The following is an 18,142-nucleotide window of genomic DNA, read 5'->3' as shown; positions in this document are numbered from 1 at the left end:
AAAAATAGAATAATAGAGCAGAAACAGCAAAAAAACCCTTACGTTTACTCCCAACTGCTTAGGGTAAAAACAACTAAAAACAAAGATTGAGATGGTGATAAAATGAACACGGCAACGGATTTTTCCCCAACTGCGTTTCGAGAACCTCACACATTAAAACAGCATATTTTTGATACGCTTCATTTCTACTATCCCGCTTGTATTGACAACAAAAACGGCGGGTATATCCATGAATACTACGACGACGGCACCGTCAACAACACGCATTCAAAGCATTTGGTAAGTACGGCCCGCTTTATTTATATCTTCAGTGTAGGGGCTCTTTTAGACGGACCGGATTGGTGCAAAGAAGCAGCTCAGCACGGCATTCGTTTTCTACAAAACAACCATTATGATAGAGAGCACGGCGGATATTTTTTTGAAATAGCCGATGACGGAGAAGTAAAAGATGATTCTAAACAAGCATATGGGCACGCTTTTGCTCTTTTAGCTTCCTCCGTCGCATATCAAGCCGGCATTTCAGAAGCAAAAGAAACGATTGAACAGGTATATGACGTGATGGAAAAGTACTTTTGGGAAGATGCGCACGGCTTTTATCGAGACGAATGGGACGCATCGTGGTCGGCTTCTTCTTTATATCGCGGCCAAAATGCAAATATGCACATGTGTGAAGCGATGCTTTCTGCCTTTGAAGCAACAAGAGGTAAAAAATACTTGGACCGAGCGTACACGCTTGCAAAAGGCGTTACGCAGCAGCTTGCTGAACGATCCGGCGGCATGGTTTGGGAGCACTATGATACAGACTGGAAGCCGGATTGGGACTACAATAAAAACAATACAAAAGATGAATTTCGGCCGTACGGCTTTATACCAGGACATCAGTTTGAATGGAGCAAGCTGCTTTTATGGCTTGATCGGCACCGTTCGGAAAACTGGATGACAGAATGTGCAAAAGATTTGTTTGATAAGGGCTGGAACCGAGGCTGGGATGCTAAGTACGGAGGTCTTTACTTTGCGCTGTCGCCTCAAGAAGAGGTCATTGACCGGGACAAAAACTACTGGGTGATGGCTGAAGCCATTTCTGCGGCTTCACTGCTCGGGGTAAAAACCACAGACAGCGGATATTGGAAAGCATACGATGCCATGTTCTCCTACTGTCAGAAACACTTTATCGATCACACACATGGAGGCTGGTATCAGCTGTTAAATCAGCAAAACGAACGCTACAGCTCGAAAAAAAGCCCGGCTCCTAAAGCCGATTATCACCCTGTGGCAGCTTGCTATCAAACGCTGATAGCACTGAATTCTCTCTAAAATAATAATCATAAAGAAACCGTTTTCTTCCAAATGCGTTTATTTTGTTTATTTAAGGGAATTTACTTACTAACAATCATTGTTTCTATATTTCATAAAAAGCACGACTATATATATGTAAGGAGTGAAGATGATGTATTTTTACGCGTTAGCACAAGGAACAGATTCGGGAGACCCAGTAACACTGCATCATGAGAAGCAATTTTCGAAAAAAGAATTTTTAGAGATGTTTAATGAAGCATTAGATGAGTTGGATACGCATCCATCTCCAAGCGATGTTGGTAAATACCTTTGCCGTGCGTACGGATTTCAAGAAATTGAAATCGAGACGGGTGTTGTATGCTACTGCGCTCCTTTTAGAAAGCTAGACGACTCAGATATTATAGAAGACCGTACGTACATGGATGCCACGACCGGAACACTAAAATACAACTAATCAAAAAGAAAGGTTGGATGCGTGTGAAGACCGTACAGAACATTTATCGAACGAGTGAAGCTGTACCAGAATCGGGCGCTTACGTTTGTGCAGAAGGTGAAATTAAACTCTTTCAAAAAGATGATCTTTTTACACCTTGCCCGCACACACGTGAATCAACGACGTGGAAGCCTGTAGATGACGCCTTTTCAACCGGAGAATTGGTTCCGCAAACCGGTCGCTATACCGACGAAAACGGCAATCAAGTAAAGCTAAAAGAAAACGATCTATTTCCAAGATGCCTTCGTTCAGGTGAGCCTACGACGTGGAGGCGAGGATAACAGACAACAAAGCAGCCGCTTATTAAGCGGCTGCTTTTATTAAAGCTTATTTAAAAAATGAATTCTTTTTTCTTCCTTTTAACAGATCGCCCGTCCACCCTTTCATTCGTAGATAGAGATAAATGGCAACGGTCGAAAGGACAATTAAAATGAGTGCATAGATATAGCCAAACTTCAAATCAAGCTCCGGCATCCCTTTAAAGTTCATTCCCCAAAGAGCTCCAAAAGCCGTTAAAGGCGTACTGATTGCTGTCAGCAGCGTTAAAGCTTTCATAATCTCATTTCCTCGATGAGTAGACACAACTTCTTCTAATTTAATTAACGCATCAAATTCTTTTTGATATTGTTCAATCAGCGTTAAGCCAATTTCAATTTTTTTACACATCCGCTGATATTCGACCGTTTGGTTAATTTTTTTATGAAACGCTTCTTCTATTCCCATGGTGACTTCTCGAACAGAACTGATTAAATTTGTCCATATAAGCAGGTCATACCGCGCTTTGTGAATTTCATCTAACACGTCGATGTTATTATTATGGCGCACTTCCCACAGAAGCTCTCTGAAATGACTTTCAAACTGATCAAACCCATTTAAATGTTTTTTCATAATTTCACCTAAAAGAATAAAAAAACTTTCCGCCGTGTTAGCAGACTGCTTCATGCGTTCAATCATTCGTTCATGATTGGTGTTCTCGAGGATTTTCAAATCAATTCCTGCCGTTATAATAAACTCCTCGGTAATATAAAAATGAAACGAATCGTAATTTTTTTGATCAAACGACTCCTTATGATAAATCAGTGAACCATAAATGAGCTCACTTTCTCCTATTACATCTACTTGAATATGATTAGAATTTTTCTTTTGAAGCTGCTGGCAAAACCATTCATCTCTTGGATACTGATATTCTTTGATTATATCAGCTATTCCGTCTGCTTCTTCTAAATCAAACTGATACCATTTCCACTGATCGTTCGTCACGGTATTCATACTTTCCCTCTTTCCCCTTTTATTAGAATTTTTCCCTATATACAATCATTTAAAACCTAACACACAAAATAAACATACATTTCATATCCATCTTTATAAAAAAGGTGCTATAATAAATACGTTGCGCACCTGCGCCATGCTTTATCAGTTTGAGAGGAGAATAACAGTGAAGAAAGATATCGCTTTACGTTCTTATCTGCTAGAAAGTGCACCAACTATGACGGAAGAATGGTATGAATCTTTGGACAAAAAATCTTCTGAAGGCGTATATACCTCTAATGATCCAGACGTCATTCAACGCTTAAAAGCGCAAAACTATGAATTTCATTTATATATTAGCAACGTCTTTATAGAAGATGAAAAAAGCTTTTTTGAATCTTTTAACACGTGGCTAAATAAAGTTGCCAAAGACCAACAGCATCTCAGAACCCCCATTCAAAGTATTATTAAAGAATTTATGAACGTCCGCAAACAATACTGTGAGTATATTCGCCGATTTGCAGAACTTCATGATGATATCACTCAGCAGCATATCGATATGTGGAATGAAAAAGTAGTACGGGTATTTGATATTATTATTTTGAAATTCATCACAGAAGCGCAGGAATATGCCTCAAACCGCCTCCGCTCTCAGCAGGAAATGATTCATGAATTAAGTTCACCTGTTATTGTGATTAAAAAAGACGTGGCTCTTTTACCGTTAGTCGGCGATATTGATACGGCAAGAGCCAAAATGATCCTAGAAAGCACGTTAAAACAGTGTGCAGAAAAACAAATCGCTCATTTGTATATTGATTTGTCAGGAGTTGTGATGATCGATACAATGGTCGCGCACGAGCTGTTTCAGCTGATAAATGCGCTTGATTTAATCGGCGTTAAATCGATTTTATCGGGCATTCGCCCTGAATTAGCCACTACTGCGATGCAGCTTGGTTTAACTTTTGACCATATACGAATTAAATCGAACCTTGCTCAGGCATTAGAAGATGATTCAAAAATTGTAATTGCTTCTAGCACTCATTAATATAGGGATACAAACAAAAAACAGCCCCGGAAGGCTGTTTTTTATTTTTTATGATGAATGTTTTCAGAACCTGATTCATCTTTCGTTTTCGTTTTATTTTTCTCTTCTTTTTGTTCAAGTCTTATATCTTCCAACGGCATAGGATCGACCGTTTCTTCTTCTTTGAAACGTTCAAATAACGTTTCGTCTTGATCTGTTACACGCTGTTCCGTTTCATCTCTTTTTTTTGGTGTATTTGAAATAGATCTTTTCTGGCGTTCTCCCATCTTTTCTCCTCCTTTACTATAGGTGAAGCAATTATGTGTTCATGAAATCTCCGCCGTTGACATGAAGCGTTTGACCCGTCATATAAGATGAATCATTTGAAGCTAGCAGCACATAGCAGCCTACGTGCTCCACAGGATGCCCAGGTCTGCCCATCGGTGTGTCTGTACCGAACTCTCCTACTTTATCACCTGAGAAAGTAGACGGGATAAGCGGTGTCCAGATTGGGCCCGGCGCTACAGCGTTAACGCGAATGCCATCTTTGACAAGCGCTTGCGCCATACTGCGCGTAAAGCCGTTGATTGCACCTTTTGTCGCCGTATAATCGATCAGCTGAGGATTTCCACGGTAAGGATTAATTGACGTTGTATTAATGATCGCACTGCCTTTTCCTAAATAATCAAGCGCTTTTTTCGTAAAATAAAAGTATGAATAAAAGTTTGTTTTGAACGTTCGTTCAAGCTGTTCACTCGTAATTTCTTTAATGCTTTCTTTTGGATGCTGCTCTCCTGCATTGTTCACAAGGATATCAAGCTTTCCAAGCTCACTTACTGTTTTTTCTACCGCTTCGTTACAGAACGATTCGTCTCCTACGTCTCCTGCAATCAGCAAGCATCTTACACCTTCTTCTTCAATACGGGCTTTTGTTTCCTCGGCGTCGCTATGTTCGTTTAAGTAAACGATGGCTACGTCCGCTCCTTCTTTCGCATAAGCAATGGATACAGCTCGTCCAATTCCGCTGTCTCCCCCGGTAACTAGCGCTACCTTTCCTTTTAATTTTCCTGTACCAATGTAATTGTCATCCTCATAAATAGGGAGAGGATTCATCTCACTTTCGATACCCGGCTGGCGGTCTTGCGTTTGTTGGGGCTGGCCTTGTGTTTGTTGATCTTGTAAATTCATTTTAATCTCCTCCTATTTTTGATGGAACTTTTTAGTATAGTCTAGGTTTAGCCTTCTGTTTTGAAGTTCAAACATCTTTTTTTAAAAATTTATGATGTTTCTATTCTCTTTTACTATCTTAGAAAATTCATAGAAAACAAGTTTAAAGTTGGAAACAAAGGCTACAGAATGAGTAGAAGATGTATTTCAGAAATATCTTTTATCAGGAGGTTTGGTTCGTGTATGAAACACATTCAAGTAGCAGAAAACCAAGAGGAGGCAGCCTGCGTCATCCGTTCTTTTTTAAAGAAAGGATTTACAAGCAAAGATATTTATCTGCTGGCCTACGATAAAGAATGGGCTCAGAATTTAACAGAGGCAACACATACAAAAAAGTACAGAATGGCAGAGCAAGGTATGTTTGAAACGGCGGTAAATAAACTTCTTTCAAGAGAAGATGAGCTTCTTTCAAAGATGGCTTCGCTCGGCTTATCCAATCAAGAAGCAAACCGCTATAAAGAAGAAATGAAACAAGGACATATCGTGGTTATTGGCGCACAGAGTCAATCCATTCCCTACTAAAATAGCGGAAACGTTTTTTATCAGCTTATAAGGGTATTTAGTAAAATAAACCATTGTTTATCAAGAAAGGAAGTTATAACGATGTTAAATTATTTGGGAATTCAGATAGGCTCTCTTTACTTTCCTACTAGTATTTTGCTTATCACGTTTCTTGTATTAATCGGCTTTTTTATTTATTTCCTCTCTAGAAGAAGAAAAAACCGCCATGAATCACGTGAGCAATCACGAGGAAAATAAAAGAGAATGCCAATTTAAAAGCCCTTCACGCAGAAGGGCTCTTTGTACTATAAAACAGGCAGATACTTTTCATAGCGAGGGTTTACATAAAAAGGAGGACGAGGTCCTAAAAGCGGCAGCTCCATTATTAATACTGCTTCAATTGTGACGTATAAAGACTATGACCAGTTAATTGACTATACGGCAACCAAAGAATCCATTGTCGGTTTCACTCGTGCGCTTTCCAATAGCGTGATTAAAGACGGCATTCGCGTAAACGGCGGAGAGTGGGTCTCTTCTTAAAAATCTCAATATAAAAAGCATGAAGCCAAGCTCCACGCTTTTTCATTATTTACGGGATTCTTTTTGCAAAGGCGATTTTTCAATAGAACGCGTAAAGCGGTAAACATCAAGCTCTTGTCCTACCTCTGAAGGCAAATACCCAAACGTGGTGAAGCTGTCCACTGATTCCGGCTCAAGTGATAGAGACAATAAATTGTTTTGCGGCTGAGATGTTAAAAAGACGTAGCTTCCTTTTGGGAACGTCACCGTTTTTGGTTTCACGATTGTTTGCACGTCTACATTTGGTTTGTTTTCGTAGGCTTCATTTTCAATCCGGCTGCTAACGCTATACGCTTCTACTGAAAGAGCCGTTTCTTTCGTTAACTTGAAACCTTTTACTCCTTGTCCCTGCAGTTTTGCTGCTAACTCTTCATGTCCTGGCTTTAAAAGATAAGCAGTCGGACGTTCGCGGACAAGCGTCGGCGTTGCTTTCTTTGCACTGTAGTACGTCACAGAAATTTCTTTAACAGACGCGCTTTCCACATCAACCATTTCTAACGTAGAGTTTGGTATTTTTTTATTTTCACTGTTCACAACAATTAGATCATGATCATTTGCATTTTTTCCTTTTTTGACAAGCGCCGCTTTTTCTTTTGCAATCAGCGCTTTAATTTGTTTGGCATGAGCGGCTGTTTGCGTAATCAGCTTTTCTTGCGTAGCAATTTGGGCACTCACTCGCCGCGGAAAATCTTCTCGGCCAATACCGATTCCCCTGCTTTCGACTAAAAATGAAAACGATGGATACAAACCTAATGAGTTTCGGCCGATTCGCGGTTCAACTGAGCCTTCTTCTACTTCAAGCTGCCCTTGTTTATTCACTTGAGACGTATAGTATACTTCTCCAGAATATCCTTGCTTTTCAATGGCTGTAAGCGTACTGTTCACAAACAGCTCATCAGACACGTCTCGAATGCGCTGCGGAATATTTAAGTTTCGACCGGACTGCAGTAAAATGTCGTGATACTTCCACACGCCTTCTTTACCGATATTTTTAAATCCGCTGCTGTAAGGCGTATATTCATGAGCGTCAATGACGACTTCCGGTGAAAAACGGTTAAATTCAGCTCTTACGCTCTGTACTTCAGGGCTTTCAAGCTTTATGTAGTCACGGTTTCCATCTAAATTATTTGCTAGCTGACGCTTGAATGCATAAGATCCGTCTGGATTAATGCGCGGCACAATAACGATGTTCACTTTATTTAGCACATCTTTTCCAAAGTCTTCTGTCAAACGCGTCGCAACGGCGAGTACGGATTCACCGCTTGCCGGTTCATTACCATGAATTTGACTTTGAAGCCAAATCGTTGGCTTTTTCGATGTTTTTCCATCCGCAAATTTCTTTTCCTTTGAAAAATACAGAGCTGGAATGTCACGCCCTTGCTGTGACTTTCCGATAATCTTCAGCTTTACGTATGGACTTTTATGAGCAAGCTTTTGAACATAGCTCATCATTTCTTCTTGAGTGGTAAAGGCGTCTTGTCCTTTCAGAAACGCCGGCGTGGCTTCATTCACCTTTATTTCCGGATAAAGCGCTTTAATTTTTTCCGGCTGGCTATAGTCTTTTCCGTAATAAGGCATCTCAGCTTGTACCGCAAGCGGCGACAGCAATAATCCAATCGACAAAAGAGCCGGCACGGCCGTTCGTTTTACTGTTTTTTTCATTCATTTACTCCTCCCCATCCTCTTGGTTAGACATTTTAAATTTTTAAAATATTTAAAATGTTACATAAATAATTATACCGTTTAAGGAAATAACTTCAAGATAAGGGAGCTGAACCTTTTTGACTATTTTAATGTAGGAGACGAGTGCGATTTTATAACAAAGAGATTAGGACATAGCAAAACCAACTCAATATGAAGACAACCAATCAAGGTAAATGACCTAAACCGTTTCCCCCGCAGGAGCCTTCCCCTTCAATCAACAGCTAGAAGCAGCTACATACATGAGACCTACGTTCACCACCTTAATAAAAAAACACGAACTATTAATCAATTTCCGATAGATAGTTCGTGTTTAAATTCACCTAAAATAATTTTTTCAGTCTCTACTCTATTACAAAGTCCGCTTCTGCTTTTACCACTCCGTTTACAATAACAGAAAGCGTATGCGTACCGCTGTAATGTTTTCTTGTACTTAAATCTTTAAACGCATGCTTTTTTGTGACTGTTAGCGTTTGGCCTGCTTTTGCTTGAACATTTTTTAGCATAAACACTTTTTTAGTGCGGTTTCCTTTTGCTTTTACGTAATGAATTCCGTACTCTATGCGAAGCGGCATGGTTTTTTCCACGGATAGTTCAAATGAAAAGTCAATGCTATCACCGATTGTAATAGTATGCGGCTGTAAGCTAAGCTCTGTGACACTCACTCCTGGGTCATCTCCATAGCCAAAAAGAGACAGAGCTTCAGGGTCTCCTTTTTTCAGCAGTGAACGGCACGCATGTTTAACGATCCAGTCGGTTTTAACGTCTTCACCGTGCCATTTTTTCATCACATCAAGCATCCAGTCTTTTTCTATGTAAGAAATATCATTTAAATGATTGGCTACGCTTTTGCGGACATAAAGCGATTCATCTCGTTTTAACTGTTCTAAGATCGGCAGCGTTTGTTTTGGATCTTGCTTTAACTCAGGTACTGATTGTCCCCACGGAAGTCTAGGCCGGCTTCCTTCGCTTGCTAATCTGCGAATATGATGGTTTTCATCTCCCGCCCACTCAATCATTTGCTGGAGCATTCGATTTTTATCTTGAATTAAAAATGGACGCACTCCAAATTCTGATGTGGAAAACGGCGTAAAAAACGCGAGTGCTTTTATTGAAGCTTCCCAATCGTTCAATCCGTACAGTTCAACGTAATCTGGAAAAATCGTGCCTTGAAGTCCTCCTACCGTTGGAGCCACTTTATAAAGAATATGAAGTGCTTCTTCATAATCCCCCGGCAGCACTTCATGCATCGAAAGCGTAATTCTTCTCATGCGCTCTTTCAGTCCTAAGTCTTCCCAGTCTTGTTGAAAAACCAGCTCATGAAATGCTTGTTTATCAAATGAACTCATTTCGCGTGAAAAAGCGTCGCTTAAGTGCGTAATCAACTCTTCATTAAATACGCTTTTACGTAATTCTTCAGCCATACTTATCCCTCTTTTCCAGGCAGTATTTTATTTTCTTTTGAATAAAGTGCCCGCTCGTACATCCCTTTTTTAAAAATTTGCATGAACAGCTGCTTATTTTTAACTTCTTTAAATCCGTACTGACTGTACAAACCGTGAGCATCTTTTGTTGCCAATAAAATTTTTCGCACGTGTTGAATCGGCTGATAGCGAATCATTTCTTGTACCAGCGCTTTTCCAAGCCCGTTGCCTCGGGCGTGCGGAAGAATAAACACATCCGCCAAATAAGCAAACGTCGCAAAATCAGAAATAATCCGTCCAAATCCTACTTGTTTATCGTACTCATCATACACGCCAAAACAAACGGAGTGTTCAATGGACGTTTGAACAAGGTGAAGCGGAATTCCTTTTGCCCAGTATGATTCATGATGAAGGTACGAGTAGATGACATCTATATCAAGCTTTTCTTTATTCGTATGTATGGTAAACTGATGATTTTCTTTCATGCTGCATCCTCCTTGCTCCTCTATCATAGCACAAATGTTCGCAACAGAAAAAAGCCTTTTCGGTAAAAGGCTTTTTTGCTTAGTATGATATTTTTTTAGAAACAGAAGCATTTTTTCTATAGCGTCTTGCGACTATGTAAATAAGCGGACTGCCAATAATCGTATGTTCTCGCCGTTGCCGGCTTTATTCTTATCTTTGTTTCCGGCCTTATTGATTTTACAAACCTGCGGCCGATTCTTGAAAAAGGCATCGCTCCGGTTCTGCGCGTTGCGTACAGCCAAACGCTCTATTTTCCTTTTGGTGAAGTGATTGTATTTGCAATGATCTTTCCATACACAAAAAATGTGAAAAAGACCGCTCCGATTGTCTTCAGCGCAGTTACGTTAAACGGTATTAACCTTATGATTACAATGATCGTCAATATAGGTGTGCTGGGCGTTACCTTAACATCGAGGTCTGCTTTTCCGCTTTTAAGCACGGTTCAAAGCATTCAATTCGCAGGTTTTTTAGAACGGCTTGATGTGTTTTTTATGGTGGCTTTAATCACGGGCGGCTTCTTTAAAATCGGTCTGTTTTTCTATGCCACTGTGCTGGGCCTTTCCCACGTGTTTAAGCTTAAAAACCCGTCACCGCTTGTATTTCCAATCGGCTTAGTCGTTTTGTTTTATTCATTGTCTCTTGCTCAAAACTATTTCGAACACGTATATGAAGGGTTAAAAATCATTCCCTTCACTTTACATCTTCCGTTTCAAATTGTTATTCCTGCTCTTTTACTCGTGATCGCATTTTTAAGAAATCGAAAAAAATACAGTCCGTCACTGTGAAAAATACTGCAGAAAGTTCGTAGTATGTCCATTTCTCTATTGGATTTAACCTCCTAAAATTATACAATATGGGTAAGAAGCAAAAAGGAGAACCAATATGATTGGATTAATTCTTTCTATTTTACTATTTAACATTCTTGCTTTTAAAACAAACAAGCGCTTCACAGCAAATCAAATTGTTCACATTTGGATGTTCACCATTGCTGCTCAGCATATCTTTGACGTCTTCATTAATTTCAAATTTCACGGCTACTGGTATTTTACACAAGAGACAGACTGGCAAGGTATTTTTGCCTATACTGTTCTCATTCCGCCTGTGAACATGCTTTTTCTTACCTACTATCCTTTTGCCGGAAAGCTCACAAAAAAAGCCGCCTATATTTTACTTTGGTCGGTTGCTGTTTTACTTTATGAAGTAGTGGCCCTTCTACCTGCTCCGTGGGGTTATTTTCACTACGGATGGTGGACATGGTGGTATTCGCTTCTGCTAAATCCGCTGCTGTTTTGGATGGTGGTGCAGTATTACCGGTGGGTGTGTAAAATTGAAAAAAGAGCGATCACTTAAAAATAGAATAGCCTTTGGATCAGCACATCATCATTTTCAGGACCTGCAATAAAATGAATGTCTGCTTCTCCGCTGGCTATTCTTTTTTATTTAAAAACGTCTTTGGACAAGGAAACTTGCTTTTCTTTTTCTTTTCCAACTAACGACACAAGGAATCCTGCTATTCCAGCTATACATAGAACCACCAATAGACCAGTAGTGCCTACTAACAAGCTCACCGCAGCTGACGCTAACATTCCTCCAATATAACGAAAAGTGGAATAAATGCCCGATGCAGTGCCTGATTGCTCTTTTTTGACGGATTGAATATTCATAGCCTGCATAGATGAAACACCGATTCCCGCTCCCACTCCTCCTACTAATAAAGATACAATGGTATAAGAAATGGAGGCATTCGCTAAGTGGAAATAAAGCATCGCCGCAAGCAGCGAAATAAGAAACGATAATCGTATCGGATGTTCTTTCCCTACCTTTTCTGCTAACAATCCTCCCAGCCAAGAAGAAATAGACATGGCTAATGAAAAAAAGAAAAGAAGCAAACCAATTAACCGAATATCATACTGCTTCTCTAGCAAAAGCGGAACAAACAAAATGGTACTATACATCATAAAATTACTGCATAAAATGGAAAGATTTGAAGAAAAAAAAGGACGAACCTTAAAAAGCTTAAAATCAATCAGCGGCTCTTGGACTTTGCGTTCTTGCACAATGAAAAGAACGATAGACGCTATACATATAAAAATAGTCCAAGCATTAAACAAATCACGGTGCGTCAGCATTAGGGTAAAGCTCGTCATGCTTACTCCAAGTAAAAAAGCGCCCCCTATATCCAGCATTTTTGCTTTTTGTTTTACGTTAGACGGCACGTATATAAATGAACAAATCAACGATAGAACAGCAAAAGGAACGTTAAACCAAAAAATCGACGTCCACCCAAGATACTTAATTAAAAAGGCACCTAATACAGGACCTACAGCTGCTCCCAGCCCCATTGATAAGCCAAATAACCCAAGCGTTCTTCCAAGCTTTTCTTTTGGCAAACTGTGTCTCATAATGGCTGTTGCGTTAGGCGTAGCTAGTGCGCCTCCTAATGCTTGCAGCGTTCGAAAAACGGTGAGCGAAAGTAAGTTATATGAAAACACACAGGCGGCAGATCCCACTAAAAAAATAATCATTCCAGCTACGAACATCGTTTTATTTCCATATAAATCGCCAAGTTTCCCCGCGATGGGCTGAGCAACTGCCATCACAATTAAGTAGATAGTTACCACTACTGATACATGTACGATGGAAAGATGAAGCGCTTTGGCAATAGACGGTAAGCCTACTGCAATCATAGTGGAATTAACGGGAATTAAAAAAGTTCCCGTTAAAATAGAAAAGATAATCAAAGACGGCTTACTGCTGTTCAATCGTCACCACTCCGTTAGTTCCGTCTACGGTAACGACATCTCCGTCTTTTAGTAGATCCACGGCTACTTTTGTGCCAAGAACCGCTGGAAGTTTATATTCACGAGCCACTGTTCCTGCATGAGATAAAATCCCTCCTGCATTGGTTACAATTGCGCCTGCAAGCGAAAATAACGTGGTCCAAGCCGGTGCTGTTGTTTCACACACAAGAACCTCTCCTTGTTTAAGTTTAGAAAATTGACTTGGATCTGAAATGATTTTTACTACTCCCGTATAAACGCCTCTTGAAGCGGCACTTCCTTTAAAGATTTTTTGCGTTTCATCTACTTCTGGAGGCCCCATTTTCCCGAATATACGCTCTAATAAAGGATCTTCTCCTGTTTGAGGAGGCGTGCCATAAGCAGGCGGCGTTTTTTTATGACGATTTTCTTCAAACTCCTGCTTTCTATTAACGATCAGTTCATGAGACGCCACGGGCGTTTTTAATACTTCCAGCAATTCATCGTAATAAAAATGAAAAATATCTTGAGGCTGATGAATCACTTGGTGATCAGCTAAAAGAGTTCCTACATTCAGTAAAAACAGTCTTGCTGTAGCGGGCAGCATCGCATCGATATAAAAATGATGATCTTCATCCAACCCCCACGCGTCTAGGGCCCATCCATAAAACAGCTTAAACTGCTTTTTTTCTTGGCACTCTGGCATTTTTGCAAGTACATCATGATAGCTTTCTTCTCTTTTTTTTACGACATCTTCATAATTTTTCTTGAAGTCGTAATCTTTACGCACATAGCCAGCAATAATCGATAGCGCATGTAAAGGATTCTCTACCCACGTCTCATCAATAAACTCGTGCGAATTTGCAGAACGATAGCCATACTCATCCAAAAAGTTTTGCAGATTCTTTAAAAATTCTCTGCCTTCAGCTGTGCCTAATAGATTTGCTTCTATGTCTTCTGACTTCTGGTCCGTAAAAGCTTGTTTTAACGGGCCAGAACGCTTTACCTTGTCAGTTAGTTCCCAAAGTGCTTGATCCGTTTCAAGTGACTTGTTCATTACGCCTTCCAGCAGATCATATACGTAAGCGGTATTCTCATCTCCCGTCAAGGCTCCATATAGCTCTTCTAAAATCATTCCTAAATCACTTCTTGGCATGACAATTTCAAAGTGAAGCTGCCAAGCTTTTTTATAAAAATCATGCAGTTCTTTTACTTTTTCTTCTGCTTCTTTTAAAGATAAGGGACGTTCTGCATTTCTTTTGACTTCCGTATAAAAAGGTAAAAACACCTCATTAACGTACTCATATAATCTAGGTTTAAGTCGAGGTAACAACGGCTTCACTGCTTCTTGGTGCTCCTTTAAGCGATCGTTTACGTCACCGGGAAACGGGATATTTTGCTGATACATTTTTCCATCAGCTAATTTCACTACAAATTGAGCAATAGGCAATTTTAACGTTTCAAAACCTTGCTTCGTCCCATAAGTCATTGCCGGAAGCTGAAAGGAAGCGTATAAAGGACTTAGTGCATGTGCGATATGTAGGTTGTCTTGCACCCAAAATCCTGTTTGTTTTTCTTCCTCACTTAAAAATAGGTCGTTTTGAAATGCAGATAATACGTTCATTTGATTTCCCCTTTCCTTTTCATTATGTAGTAACAGGTCTCACTTGAAGCAAATAAATATGTTCATTTTTTATGGCAAATTCAATGTCTACAGCGTACTGACAATACTGCTCTACTTGATTCGTTAAACGAAGCAGCTGTAGTGCTGTTTCATCTGATATAGAAAATTCTTTTTTTTCTTTATCTGTTGTCACAGCTTTTGTTATTCCTGTAAAACCTGACACTACCTTATACTCTTTTAATCCTAGTTCTTTCATTATATTTTTTGTCTGTTTATGAATAATAAATAAATCCGGGGTCACACCACCTGACACAATTCCCTCTCCTAAGCCGTACGCCACGTTAATGACTACTTCATCTTCACTTTCTGTAATAGGATTTACGCTAAAAATCACTCCGGATACATCGGCTTCAACCATTCCTTGTACAAGGACACCCATCTGGGGATTAGAAAGCGAAAATTCTTTATCTTCGGCGTACGCTTGAACAACGGATGAAAAATAAGAAGCCCAGCATTTTTTTATACTTGTCAAAAGTTCTTCTCTGTTTCTTACGTTTAATATCGTTTCATACTGTCCGGCAAAAGACGCATTCTCCAAATCTTCAAGTGCGGAAGAAGATCTTACGGCTACGGCTTTTACACCAGCACCTTGAATATTGGCATACGAAGAAACAATTTCTTTTTGCAAAGCTAAAGGAAACGTGCCGCTTTGAATCTTACTTTCTATGACGCTGCTATCTTCTGCTTTTATTTCTATTTGGTTAAACGTTAAAAAGGAATGTAATGCGTGAGATGTTAAAACAAATCCTGTAGGGATATGAGAAACGTGCTGAATCATTTTTGAGAGATTGTAAGCTTTTGAACCTACTGCTTGAAGTTCTGCATAACATGCTTTTTCTAAAGAGACGATGTGCAATCACTTAACCTCCTTTCATTTATGTCAAAAGACAATCAAATAAAATAGGAAAATCCATTTAAAACCATAATGTAATTTTATGGAACTAAGTTCAGTTTACCAAAAATTAACATAAATTTAAATATCTTTACAAAAAAATCACAAACCATATTCACTAGAATATGATTTGTGATTTTTTTTATAACTAACACATATAAAAAAACGATAGCCACAAGGGCTATCGTTTTTTATTATTGAGATACCATTACTTTTTGGCGAACGTGCTCTAAGTGATCACGAACCGCTTCTGCTGCTTCTTCTGGGTCTCCATTTTTAATCGCTTCAAAAATGCGCTCATGGTCGGCATCCGTTTGCTTGCGATTTTCTTTTTGGCTTTTATTTAACGAATAAGCAAGCGCTTTTCGATACAAATGGCCCAAATCTTCTACAGCATGAAGAAGGAATGAGTTATGAGCTGCTTTCACGATATCATGGTGAAAGCGATAGTCCGCTTCATGTCCAATTTCTTCACTGTTGTGAACCGTCTTTTTAAATGCTTCTAACGATTCTTTAATTTCAATCAGTTCTTCATCTGTACGGCGCAGCGCGGCTAAGCTTGCTGCCTGCGACTCGATGATAATACGCATTTCAATTAGTTCAAGAACCTGATCTGCTTCAACCATTTCAAACGTCATTGGATCAAGCATCCCCACTAAGTTTACACGTTTTACGTAGCTTCCTCCGCCTTGTCGTGATTCAATTAATCCGCTGGCAGAAAGAACGCTTAGCGCTTCACGAATTGGTGCGCGGCTCACTCCAAACATTTTGGATAACTCATGTTCCGACGGCAAACGAGACTCTGGCGGGAACGTTTTCTCTTTAATCATCTTTTTTAATTGATCAAGCACTTGACTAGATACTTTTTTACGCTCAATAGGTACAAACATACTTCTATTCCTCCTCCAAGTAATTATCTCTCTCTTTTTTTTTAGTTTTCATCGGACCCAGATTAACTATGTGTATTCCGATTTATGTAAACGCTTCAATCTTTGTATTACAAGTATACATTATTTCAATTCAAATGTGTTGATAAAATTTTACTATTATTGTTATTATACCATGAAAACAAGTTATAAATGAATAACGATTCATGGTTTTTTGACATAATACCACTATCTTACATATAATCCGTATACAATCATAATCGCCGCGTCCGCTAACGCATGACTAATAATTGCCGCTTCGGCACCATATCGCTCCCTTATACACGCCCACATTATACCTGCTAAAAAAACGCCTGAAGCCGAGATCCAATTAAAAGGAAACGCAAAAACGGGCAGAATAATAAACAGGTGATAAAGCGTATAAAAGCTTGATGTAACAATGGTTGAAGCGGATAAGGACAGATGCTTCTTCACTTTACTCTGTATATATACGCGCCAATACATTTCTTCCAAATAAGGATTAATAAAAATCAAAATGACGGCTAAAATGATCACTTTCCATCCGCTAAATCCCCATATTTGCAAAACCGCTTGCATATCTTCTACATGAAAGATTTTACCAGAAAAAAACAGGCTGCTTCCAATTATCACAGCGGCACATAGAACTCCACTCAGAGTTCCCACATACAGAGATTTTTTTGTAAGCGCTACCTTAAAGTTAATTTTATTATTCGCATATAAAATCATAAACATCCAGCCGTAAAAGCAAACAAATGTTACCAACACATTTTGGATAAGCCACAAACCGAAAAAAACAAAGATTGTAGGCATGAACAGCAAAAACAAAAATTTTATCATGTTTATGGCGCACCTTCTTTAAGAGCTGCTTTTCTTTTACCTAGTAAACCTTTCGTATTCAAAAGGTTTACTATCTTTTATCTTATAAAAGTCCGGGGGTATTTTCAATTATTTTTTAATTCCTGCTCCAGCTCACGAAGACTTTCAGCAAGCTTTTTCTTTTCTTCTTCAAAGTGGGCATCGTTTTTAAAAGCAGGGGCTGAAGGTTCTAGCTCTTCATTTTCTCTTAGCCAATCCGGCGTCAATTCCTTGCGAATGACGCGCTTTTTAGTAGCGTAGGAAAGCGGCTTTGCAGTCTGTTGACTCGCTAGCGTACGCTGTAACGTTACATAATGCTTATGAAAAAGATGCTGTTTGATATAGGCAAACGCTCGAATCGTATCACCGCTGTATTTAGGCACGTAGTGATCGAATGCTTCATGCAGTCCTGATAGCGCCTCTTCTACAGGTATTTCGCTTTTGGCGACTTCGTACATATGCTTCAAGTCACTCGCTGAAGGATACACTCCTCGGTTTCTTCTAGCAATAAACGCGGCTTCTAACGTTTGTACATAAGCGTCATGCGCGTCTTCTTCTCTTTTTATTTGATTTGTATTTTCTGCAGTAGTCTCTGTTAATGACGCCGTCACAGTGAGTGAATCCGCTGCTTCAATTTGACTCTCCCCTTCTGTCAAATTGACATCTTCGAGCTCTTCAAATTCATCGCTTGGCATAAGCTCTTCTAGTTTCTGATAATCAATCCGGTACCAGACCGTGTTGTTAAATTTAGAGCGGTTGTACTTTCCTTTTACAATCAGGCCTTCTTTTTCAAGCTTTGAAATGATGCGTTGAATCGTTGAAAGCGACCAAAATGGAAACTGCTGCAGCCACTGCTGATTGGTGTTGTATACCCATGTATATCCGTCCTGCACGTTTACGCTTTTTTCAAGCCAGTAGTGAAGCTGCTGAAGAAACAGCGCTCCGTTCACTCCTACTTTGACTGCCAGCGCCGGCAGTACAATTAACGGCTGATCTTTTAATAATAATTTACTCATTACGTCATCT

20 protein-coding genes and 1 pseudogene are annotated in these 18,142 nt (G+C 39.5%); 9 read left to right on the top strand and 12 right to left on the bottom strand.

From position 1 onward, the window contains the following. Nucleotides 1–102 precede the first annotated feature (102 nt). The 3 genes from AC1D0Y_RS15725 (at nucleotide 103) to AC1D0Y_RS15715 (ending at nucleotide 2,070) form a co-directional block, all read left to right on the top strand. Nucleotides 103–1,314, top strand: a complete 1,212-nt coding sequence (locus AC1D0Y_RS15725; protein WP_477707765.1) for an AGE family epimerase/isomerase — start codon at nucleotides 103–105, stop codon at nucleotides 1,312–1,314. Between the two features lie 130 nt (nucleotides 1,315–1,444). After that, complete coding sequence (locus tag AC1D0Y_RS15720) at nucleotides 1,445–1,750, top strand: hypothetical protein (protein WP_477707764.1); 306 nt, start codon at nucleotides 1,445–1,447, stop codon at nucleotides 1,748–1,750. 17 nt (nucleotides 1,751–1,767) lie between these two features. Further along, nucleotides 1,768–2,070: a hypothetical protein gene (locus AC1D0Y_RS15715; protein WP_155660409.1), complete on the top strand. Its 303-nt coding sequence runs from the start codon at nucleotides 1,768–1,770 to the stop codon at nucleotides 2,068–2,070. 46 nt (nucleotides 2,071–2,116) lie between these two features. Here AC1D0Y_RS15715 and AC1D0Y_RS15710 read toward each other — a convergent pair whose 3' ends face one another. Next, on the bottom strand, nucleotides 2,117–3,058 hold the full coding sequence (locus tag AC1D0Y_RS15710) for a magnesium transporter CorA family protein (protein ID WP_025750842.1): 942 nt from the start codon (nucleotides 3,056–3,058) through the stop codon (nucleotides 2,117–2,119). 166 nt (nucleotides 3,059–3,224) lie between these two features. Between AC1D0Y_RS15710 and AC1D0Y_RS15705 the strand changes: the two genes are divergently transcribed. After that, nucleotides 3,225–4,082, top strand: a complete 858-nt coding sequence (locus AC1D0Y_RS15705) for an STAS domain-containing protein (protein ID WP_060745161.1) — start codon at nucleotides 3,225–3,227, stop codon at nucleotides 4,080–4,082. A gap of 41 nt (nucleotides 4,083–4,123) precedes the next feature. Here the strand turns inward: AC1D0Y_RS15705 and AC1D0Y_RS15700 are convergent, their stop codons facing one another. Together AC1D0Y_RS15700 and AC1D0Y_RS15695 are read right to left on the bottom strand one after the other, a co-directional pair. Next, a complete protein-coding gene (locus AC1D0Y_RS15700; RefSeq protein WP_016764994.1) occupies nucleotides 4,124–4,348 on the bottom strand; it encodes a hypothetical protein in 225 nt (74 codons plus the stop codon). Nucleotides 4,349–4,379: 31 nt separating this feature from the next. Next, complete coding sequence (locus AC1D0Y_RS15695; RefSeq protein ID WP_013058194.1) at nucleotides 4,380–5,249, bottom strand: SDR family oxidoreductase; 870 nt, start codon at nucleotides 5,247–5,249, stop codon at nucleotides 4,380–4,382. A 222-nt stretch (nucleotides 5,250–5,471) separates the two neighbouring features. On the opposite strand from AC1D0Y_RS15695, the gene AC1D0Y_RS15690 reads away from it, so the two are divergent. From AC1D0Y_RS15690 to AC1D0Y_RS15680, 3 genes and pseudogenes are all read left to right on the top strand, one after another. Beyond that, entirely contained in the window at nucleotides 5,472–5,810 is a 339-nt protein-coding gene (locus AC1D0Y_RS15690) for a YflT domain-containing protein (protein WP_043981149.1), read from the top strand. Between the two features lie 81 nt (nucleotides 5,811–5,891). Continuing rightward, on the top strand, nucleotides 5,892–6,047 hold the full coding sequence (locus AC1D0Y_RS15685) for a hypothetical protein (RefSeq protein WP_169305194.1): 156 nt from the start codon (nucleotides 5,892–5,894) through the stop codon (nucleotides 6,045–6,047). Nucleotides 6,048–6,155: 108 nt separating this feature from the next. Beyond that, nucleotides 6,156–6,305 (top strand): annotated as a pseudogene (locus tag AC1D0Y_RS15680) (SDR family NAD(P)-dependent oxidoreductase); the annotation flags it as partial. A gap of 69 nt (nucleotides 6,306–6,374) precedes the next feature. Here the strand turns inward: AC1D0Y_RS15680 and AC1D0Y_RS15675 are convergent. From AC1D0Y_RS15675 to AC1D0Y_RS15665, 3 genes are all read right to left on the bottom strand, one after another. After that, nucleotides 6,375–8,030, bottom strand: a complete 1,656-nt coding sequence (locus tag AC1D0Y_RS15675; RefSeq protein ID WP_477707763.1) for a M14 family metallopeptidase — start codon at nucleotides 8,028–8,030, stop codon at nucleotides 6,375–6,377. Nucleotides 8,031–8,413: 383 nt separating this feature from the next. Then, on the bottom strand, nucleotides 8,414–9,493 hold the full coding sequence (locus AC1D0Y_RS15670) for a DNA alkylation repair protein (protein ID WP_060745158.1): 1,080 nt from the start codon (nucleotides 9,491–9,493) through the stop codon (nucleotides 8,414–8,416). Between the two features lie 2 nt (nucleotides 9,494–9,495). Beyond that, a complete protein-coding gene (locus AC1D0Y_RS15665; protein ID WP_060745157.1) occupies nucleotides 9,496–9,978 on the bottom strand; it encodes a GNAT family N-acetyltransferase in 483 nt (160 codons plus the stop codon). Between the two features lie 186 nt (nucleotides 9,979–10,164). Between AC1D0Y_RS15665 and AC1D0Y_RS15660 the strand changes: the two genes are divergently transcribed. Then, nucleotides 10,165–10,803, top strand: a complete 639-nt coding sequence (locus AC1D0Y_RS15660; protein ID WP_477707815.1) for a GerAB/ArcD/ProY family transporter — start codon at nucleotides 10,165–10,167, stop codon at nucleotides 10,801–10,803. Between the two features lie 97 nt (nucleotides 10,804–10,900). Beyond that, nucleotides 10,901–11,368: a hypothetical protein gene (locus tag AC1D0Y_RS15655; protein ID WP_060745154.1), complete on the top strand. Its 468-nt coding sequence runs from the start codon at nucleotides 10,901–10,903 to the stop codon at nucleotides 11,366–11,368. 86 nt (nucleotides 11,369–11,454) lie between these two features. Here the strand turns inward: AC1D0Y_RS15655 and AC1D0Y_RS15650 are convergent, their stop codons facing one another. The 6 genes from AC1D0Y_RS15650 to AC1D0Y_RS15625 form a co-directional block, all read right to left on the bottom strand. Next, nucleotides 11,455–12,780, bottom strand: coding sequence for an MFS transporter (locus tag AC1D0Y_RS15650; protein ID WP_235593547.1), 1,326 nt, complete (start codon nucleotides 12,778–12,780; stop codon nucleotides 11,455–11,457). Further along, nucleotides 12,767–14,401 (bottom strand): PEP-utilizing enzyme, encoded by a 1,635-nt coding sequence (locus AC1D0Y_RS15645; RefSeq protein ID WP_060745153.1) that lies wholly within the window; start codon nucleotides 14,399–14,401, stop codon nucleotides 12,767–12,769. Before AC1D0Y_RS15645 ends, AC1D0Y_RS15650 begins: the two co-directional genes overlap by 14 nt. 22 nt (nucleotides 14,402–14,423) lie before the next feature. Then, entirely contained in the window at nucleotides 14,424–15,317 is an 894-nt protein-coding gene (locus AC1D0Y_RS15640; protein ID WP_477707762.1) for a PEP/pyruvate-binding domain-containing protein, read from the bottom strand. A 230-nt stretch (nucleotides 15,318–15,547) separates the two neighbouring features. Further along, nucleotides 15,548–16,243 (bottom strand): FadR/GntR family transcriptional regulator, encoded by a 696-nt coding sequence (locus AC1D0Y_RS15635; protein WP_016765006.1) that lies wholly within the window; start codon nucleotides 16,241–16,243, stop codon nucleotides 15,548–15,550. 225 nt (nucleotides 16,244–16,468) lie between these two features. Next, the gene (locus tag AC1D0Y_RS15630; RefSeq protein WP_060745151.1) at nucleotides 16,469–17,098 is read right to left on the bottom strand and encodes a CPBP family intramembrane glutamic endopeptidase; all 630 of its coding nucleotides are present in this window, start codon (nucleotides 17,096–17,098) and stop codon (nucleotides 16,469–16,471) included. Nucleotides 17,099–17,202: 104 nt separating this feature from the next. Further along, complete coding sequence (locus AC1D0Y_RS15625) at nucleotides 17,203–18,132, bottom strand: hypothetical protein (protein ID WP_060745150.1); 930 nt, start codon at nucleotides 18,130–18,132, stop codon at nucleotides 17,203–17,205. Nucleotides 18,133–18,142: the final 10 nt, after the last annotated feature.

This window comes from Priestia sp. P1_B12_1 (genome assembly GCF_056406695.1).
This window is presented reverse-complemented; position numbering and strand designations above follow the sequence as displayed.

Excerpts from the sequence above, each read along its gene's own strand:
- AC1D0Y_RS15665 (WP_060745157.1), bottom strand. The coding sequence starts at position 9,978 with ATGAAAGAAAATCATCAGTTTACCATACATACGAATAAAGAAAAGCTT.
- AC1D0Y_RS15710 (WP_025750842.1), bottom strand. The coding sequence starts at position 3,058 with ATGAATACCGTGACGAACGATCAGTGGAAATGGTATCAGTTTGATTTA.
- AC1D0Y_RS15635 (WP_016765006.1), bottom strand. The coding sequence starts at position 16,243 with ATGTTTGTACCTATTGAGCGTAAAAAAGTATCTAGTCAAGTGCTTGAT.
- AC1D0Y_RS15670 (WP_060745158.1), bottom strand. The coding sequence starts at position 9,493 with ATGGCTGAAGAATTACGTAAAAGCGTATTTAATGAAGAGTTGATTACG.
- AC1D0Y_RS15695 (WP_013058194.1), bottom strand. The coding sequence starts at position 5,249 with ATGAATTTACAAGATCAACAAACACAAGGCCAGCCCCAACAAACGCAA.
- AC1D0Y_RS15675 (WP_477707763.1), bottom strand. The coding sequence starts at position 8,030 with ATGAAAAAAACAGTAAAACGAACGGCCGTGCCGGCTCTTTTGTCGATT.
- AC1D0Y_RS15630 (WP_060745151.1), bottom strand. The coding sequence starts at position 17,098 with ATGATAAAATTTTTGTTTTTGCTGTTCATGCCTACAATCTTTGTTTTT.
- AC1D0Y_RS15685 (WP_169305194.1), top strand. The coding sequence starts at position 5,892 with ATGTTAAATTATTTGGGAATTCAGATAGGCTCTCTTTACTTTCCTACT.
- AC1D0Y_RS15715 (WP_155660409.1), top strand. The coding sequence starts at position 1,768 with ATGCGTGTGAAGACCGTACAGAACATTTATCGAACGAGTGAAGCTGTA.
- AC1D0Y_RS15720 (WP_477707764.1), top strand. The coding sequence starts at position 1,445 with ATGATGTATTTTTACGCGTTAGCACAAGGAACAGATTCGGGAGACCCA.
- AC1D0Y_RS15725 (WP_477707765.1), top strand. The coding sequence starts at position 103 with ATGAACACGGCAACGGATTTTTCCCCAACTGCGTTTCGAGAACCTCAC.
- AC1D0Y_RS15700 (WP_016764994.1), bottom strand. The coding sequence starts at position 4,348 with ATGGGAGAACGCCAGAAAAGATCTATTTCAAATACACCAAAAAAAAGA.
- AC1D0Y_RS15625 (WP_060745150.1), bottom strand. The coding sequence starts at position 18,132 with ATGAGTAAATTATTATTAAAAGATCAGCCGTTAATTGTACTGCCGGCG.
- AC1D0Y_RS15690 (WP_043981149.1), top strand. The coding sequence starts at position 5,472 with ATGAAACACATTCAAGTAGCAGAAAACCAAGAGGAGGCAGCCTGCGTC.
- AC1D0Y_RS15655 (WP_060745154.1), top strand. The coding sequence starts at position 10,901 with ATGATTGGATTAATTCTTTCTATTTTACTATTTAACATTCTTGCTTTT.
- AC1D0Y_RS15645 (WP_060745153.1), bottom strand. The coding sequence starts at position 14,401 with ATGAACGTATTATCTGCATTTCAAAACGACCTATTTTTAAGTGAGGAA.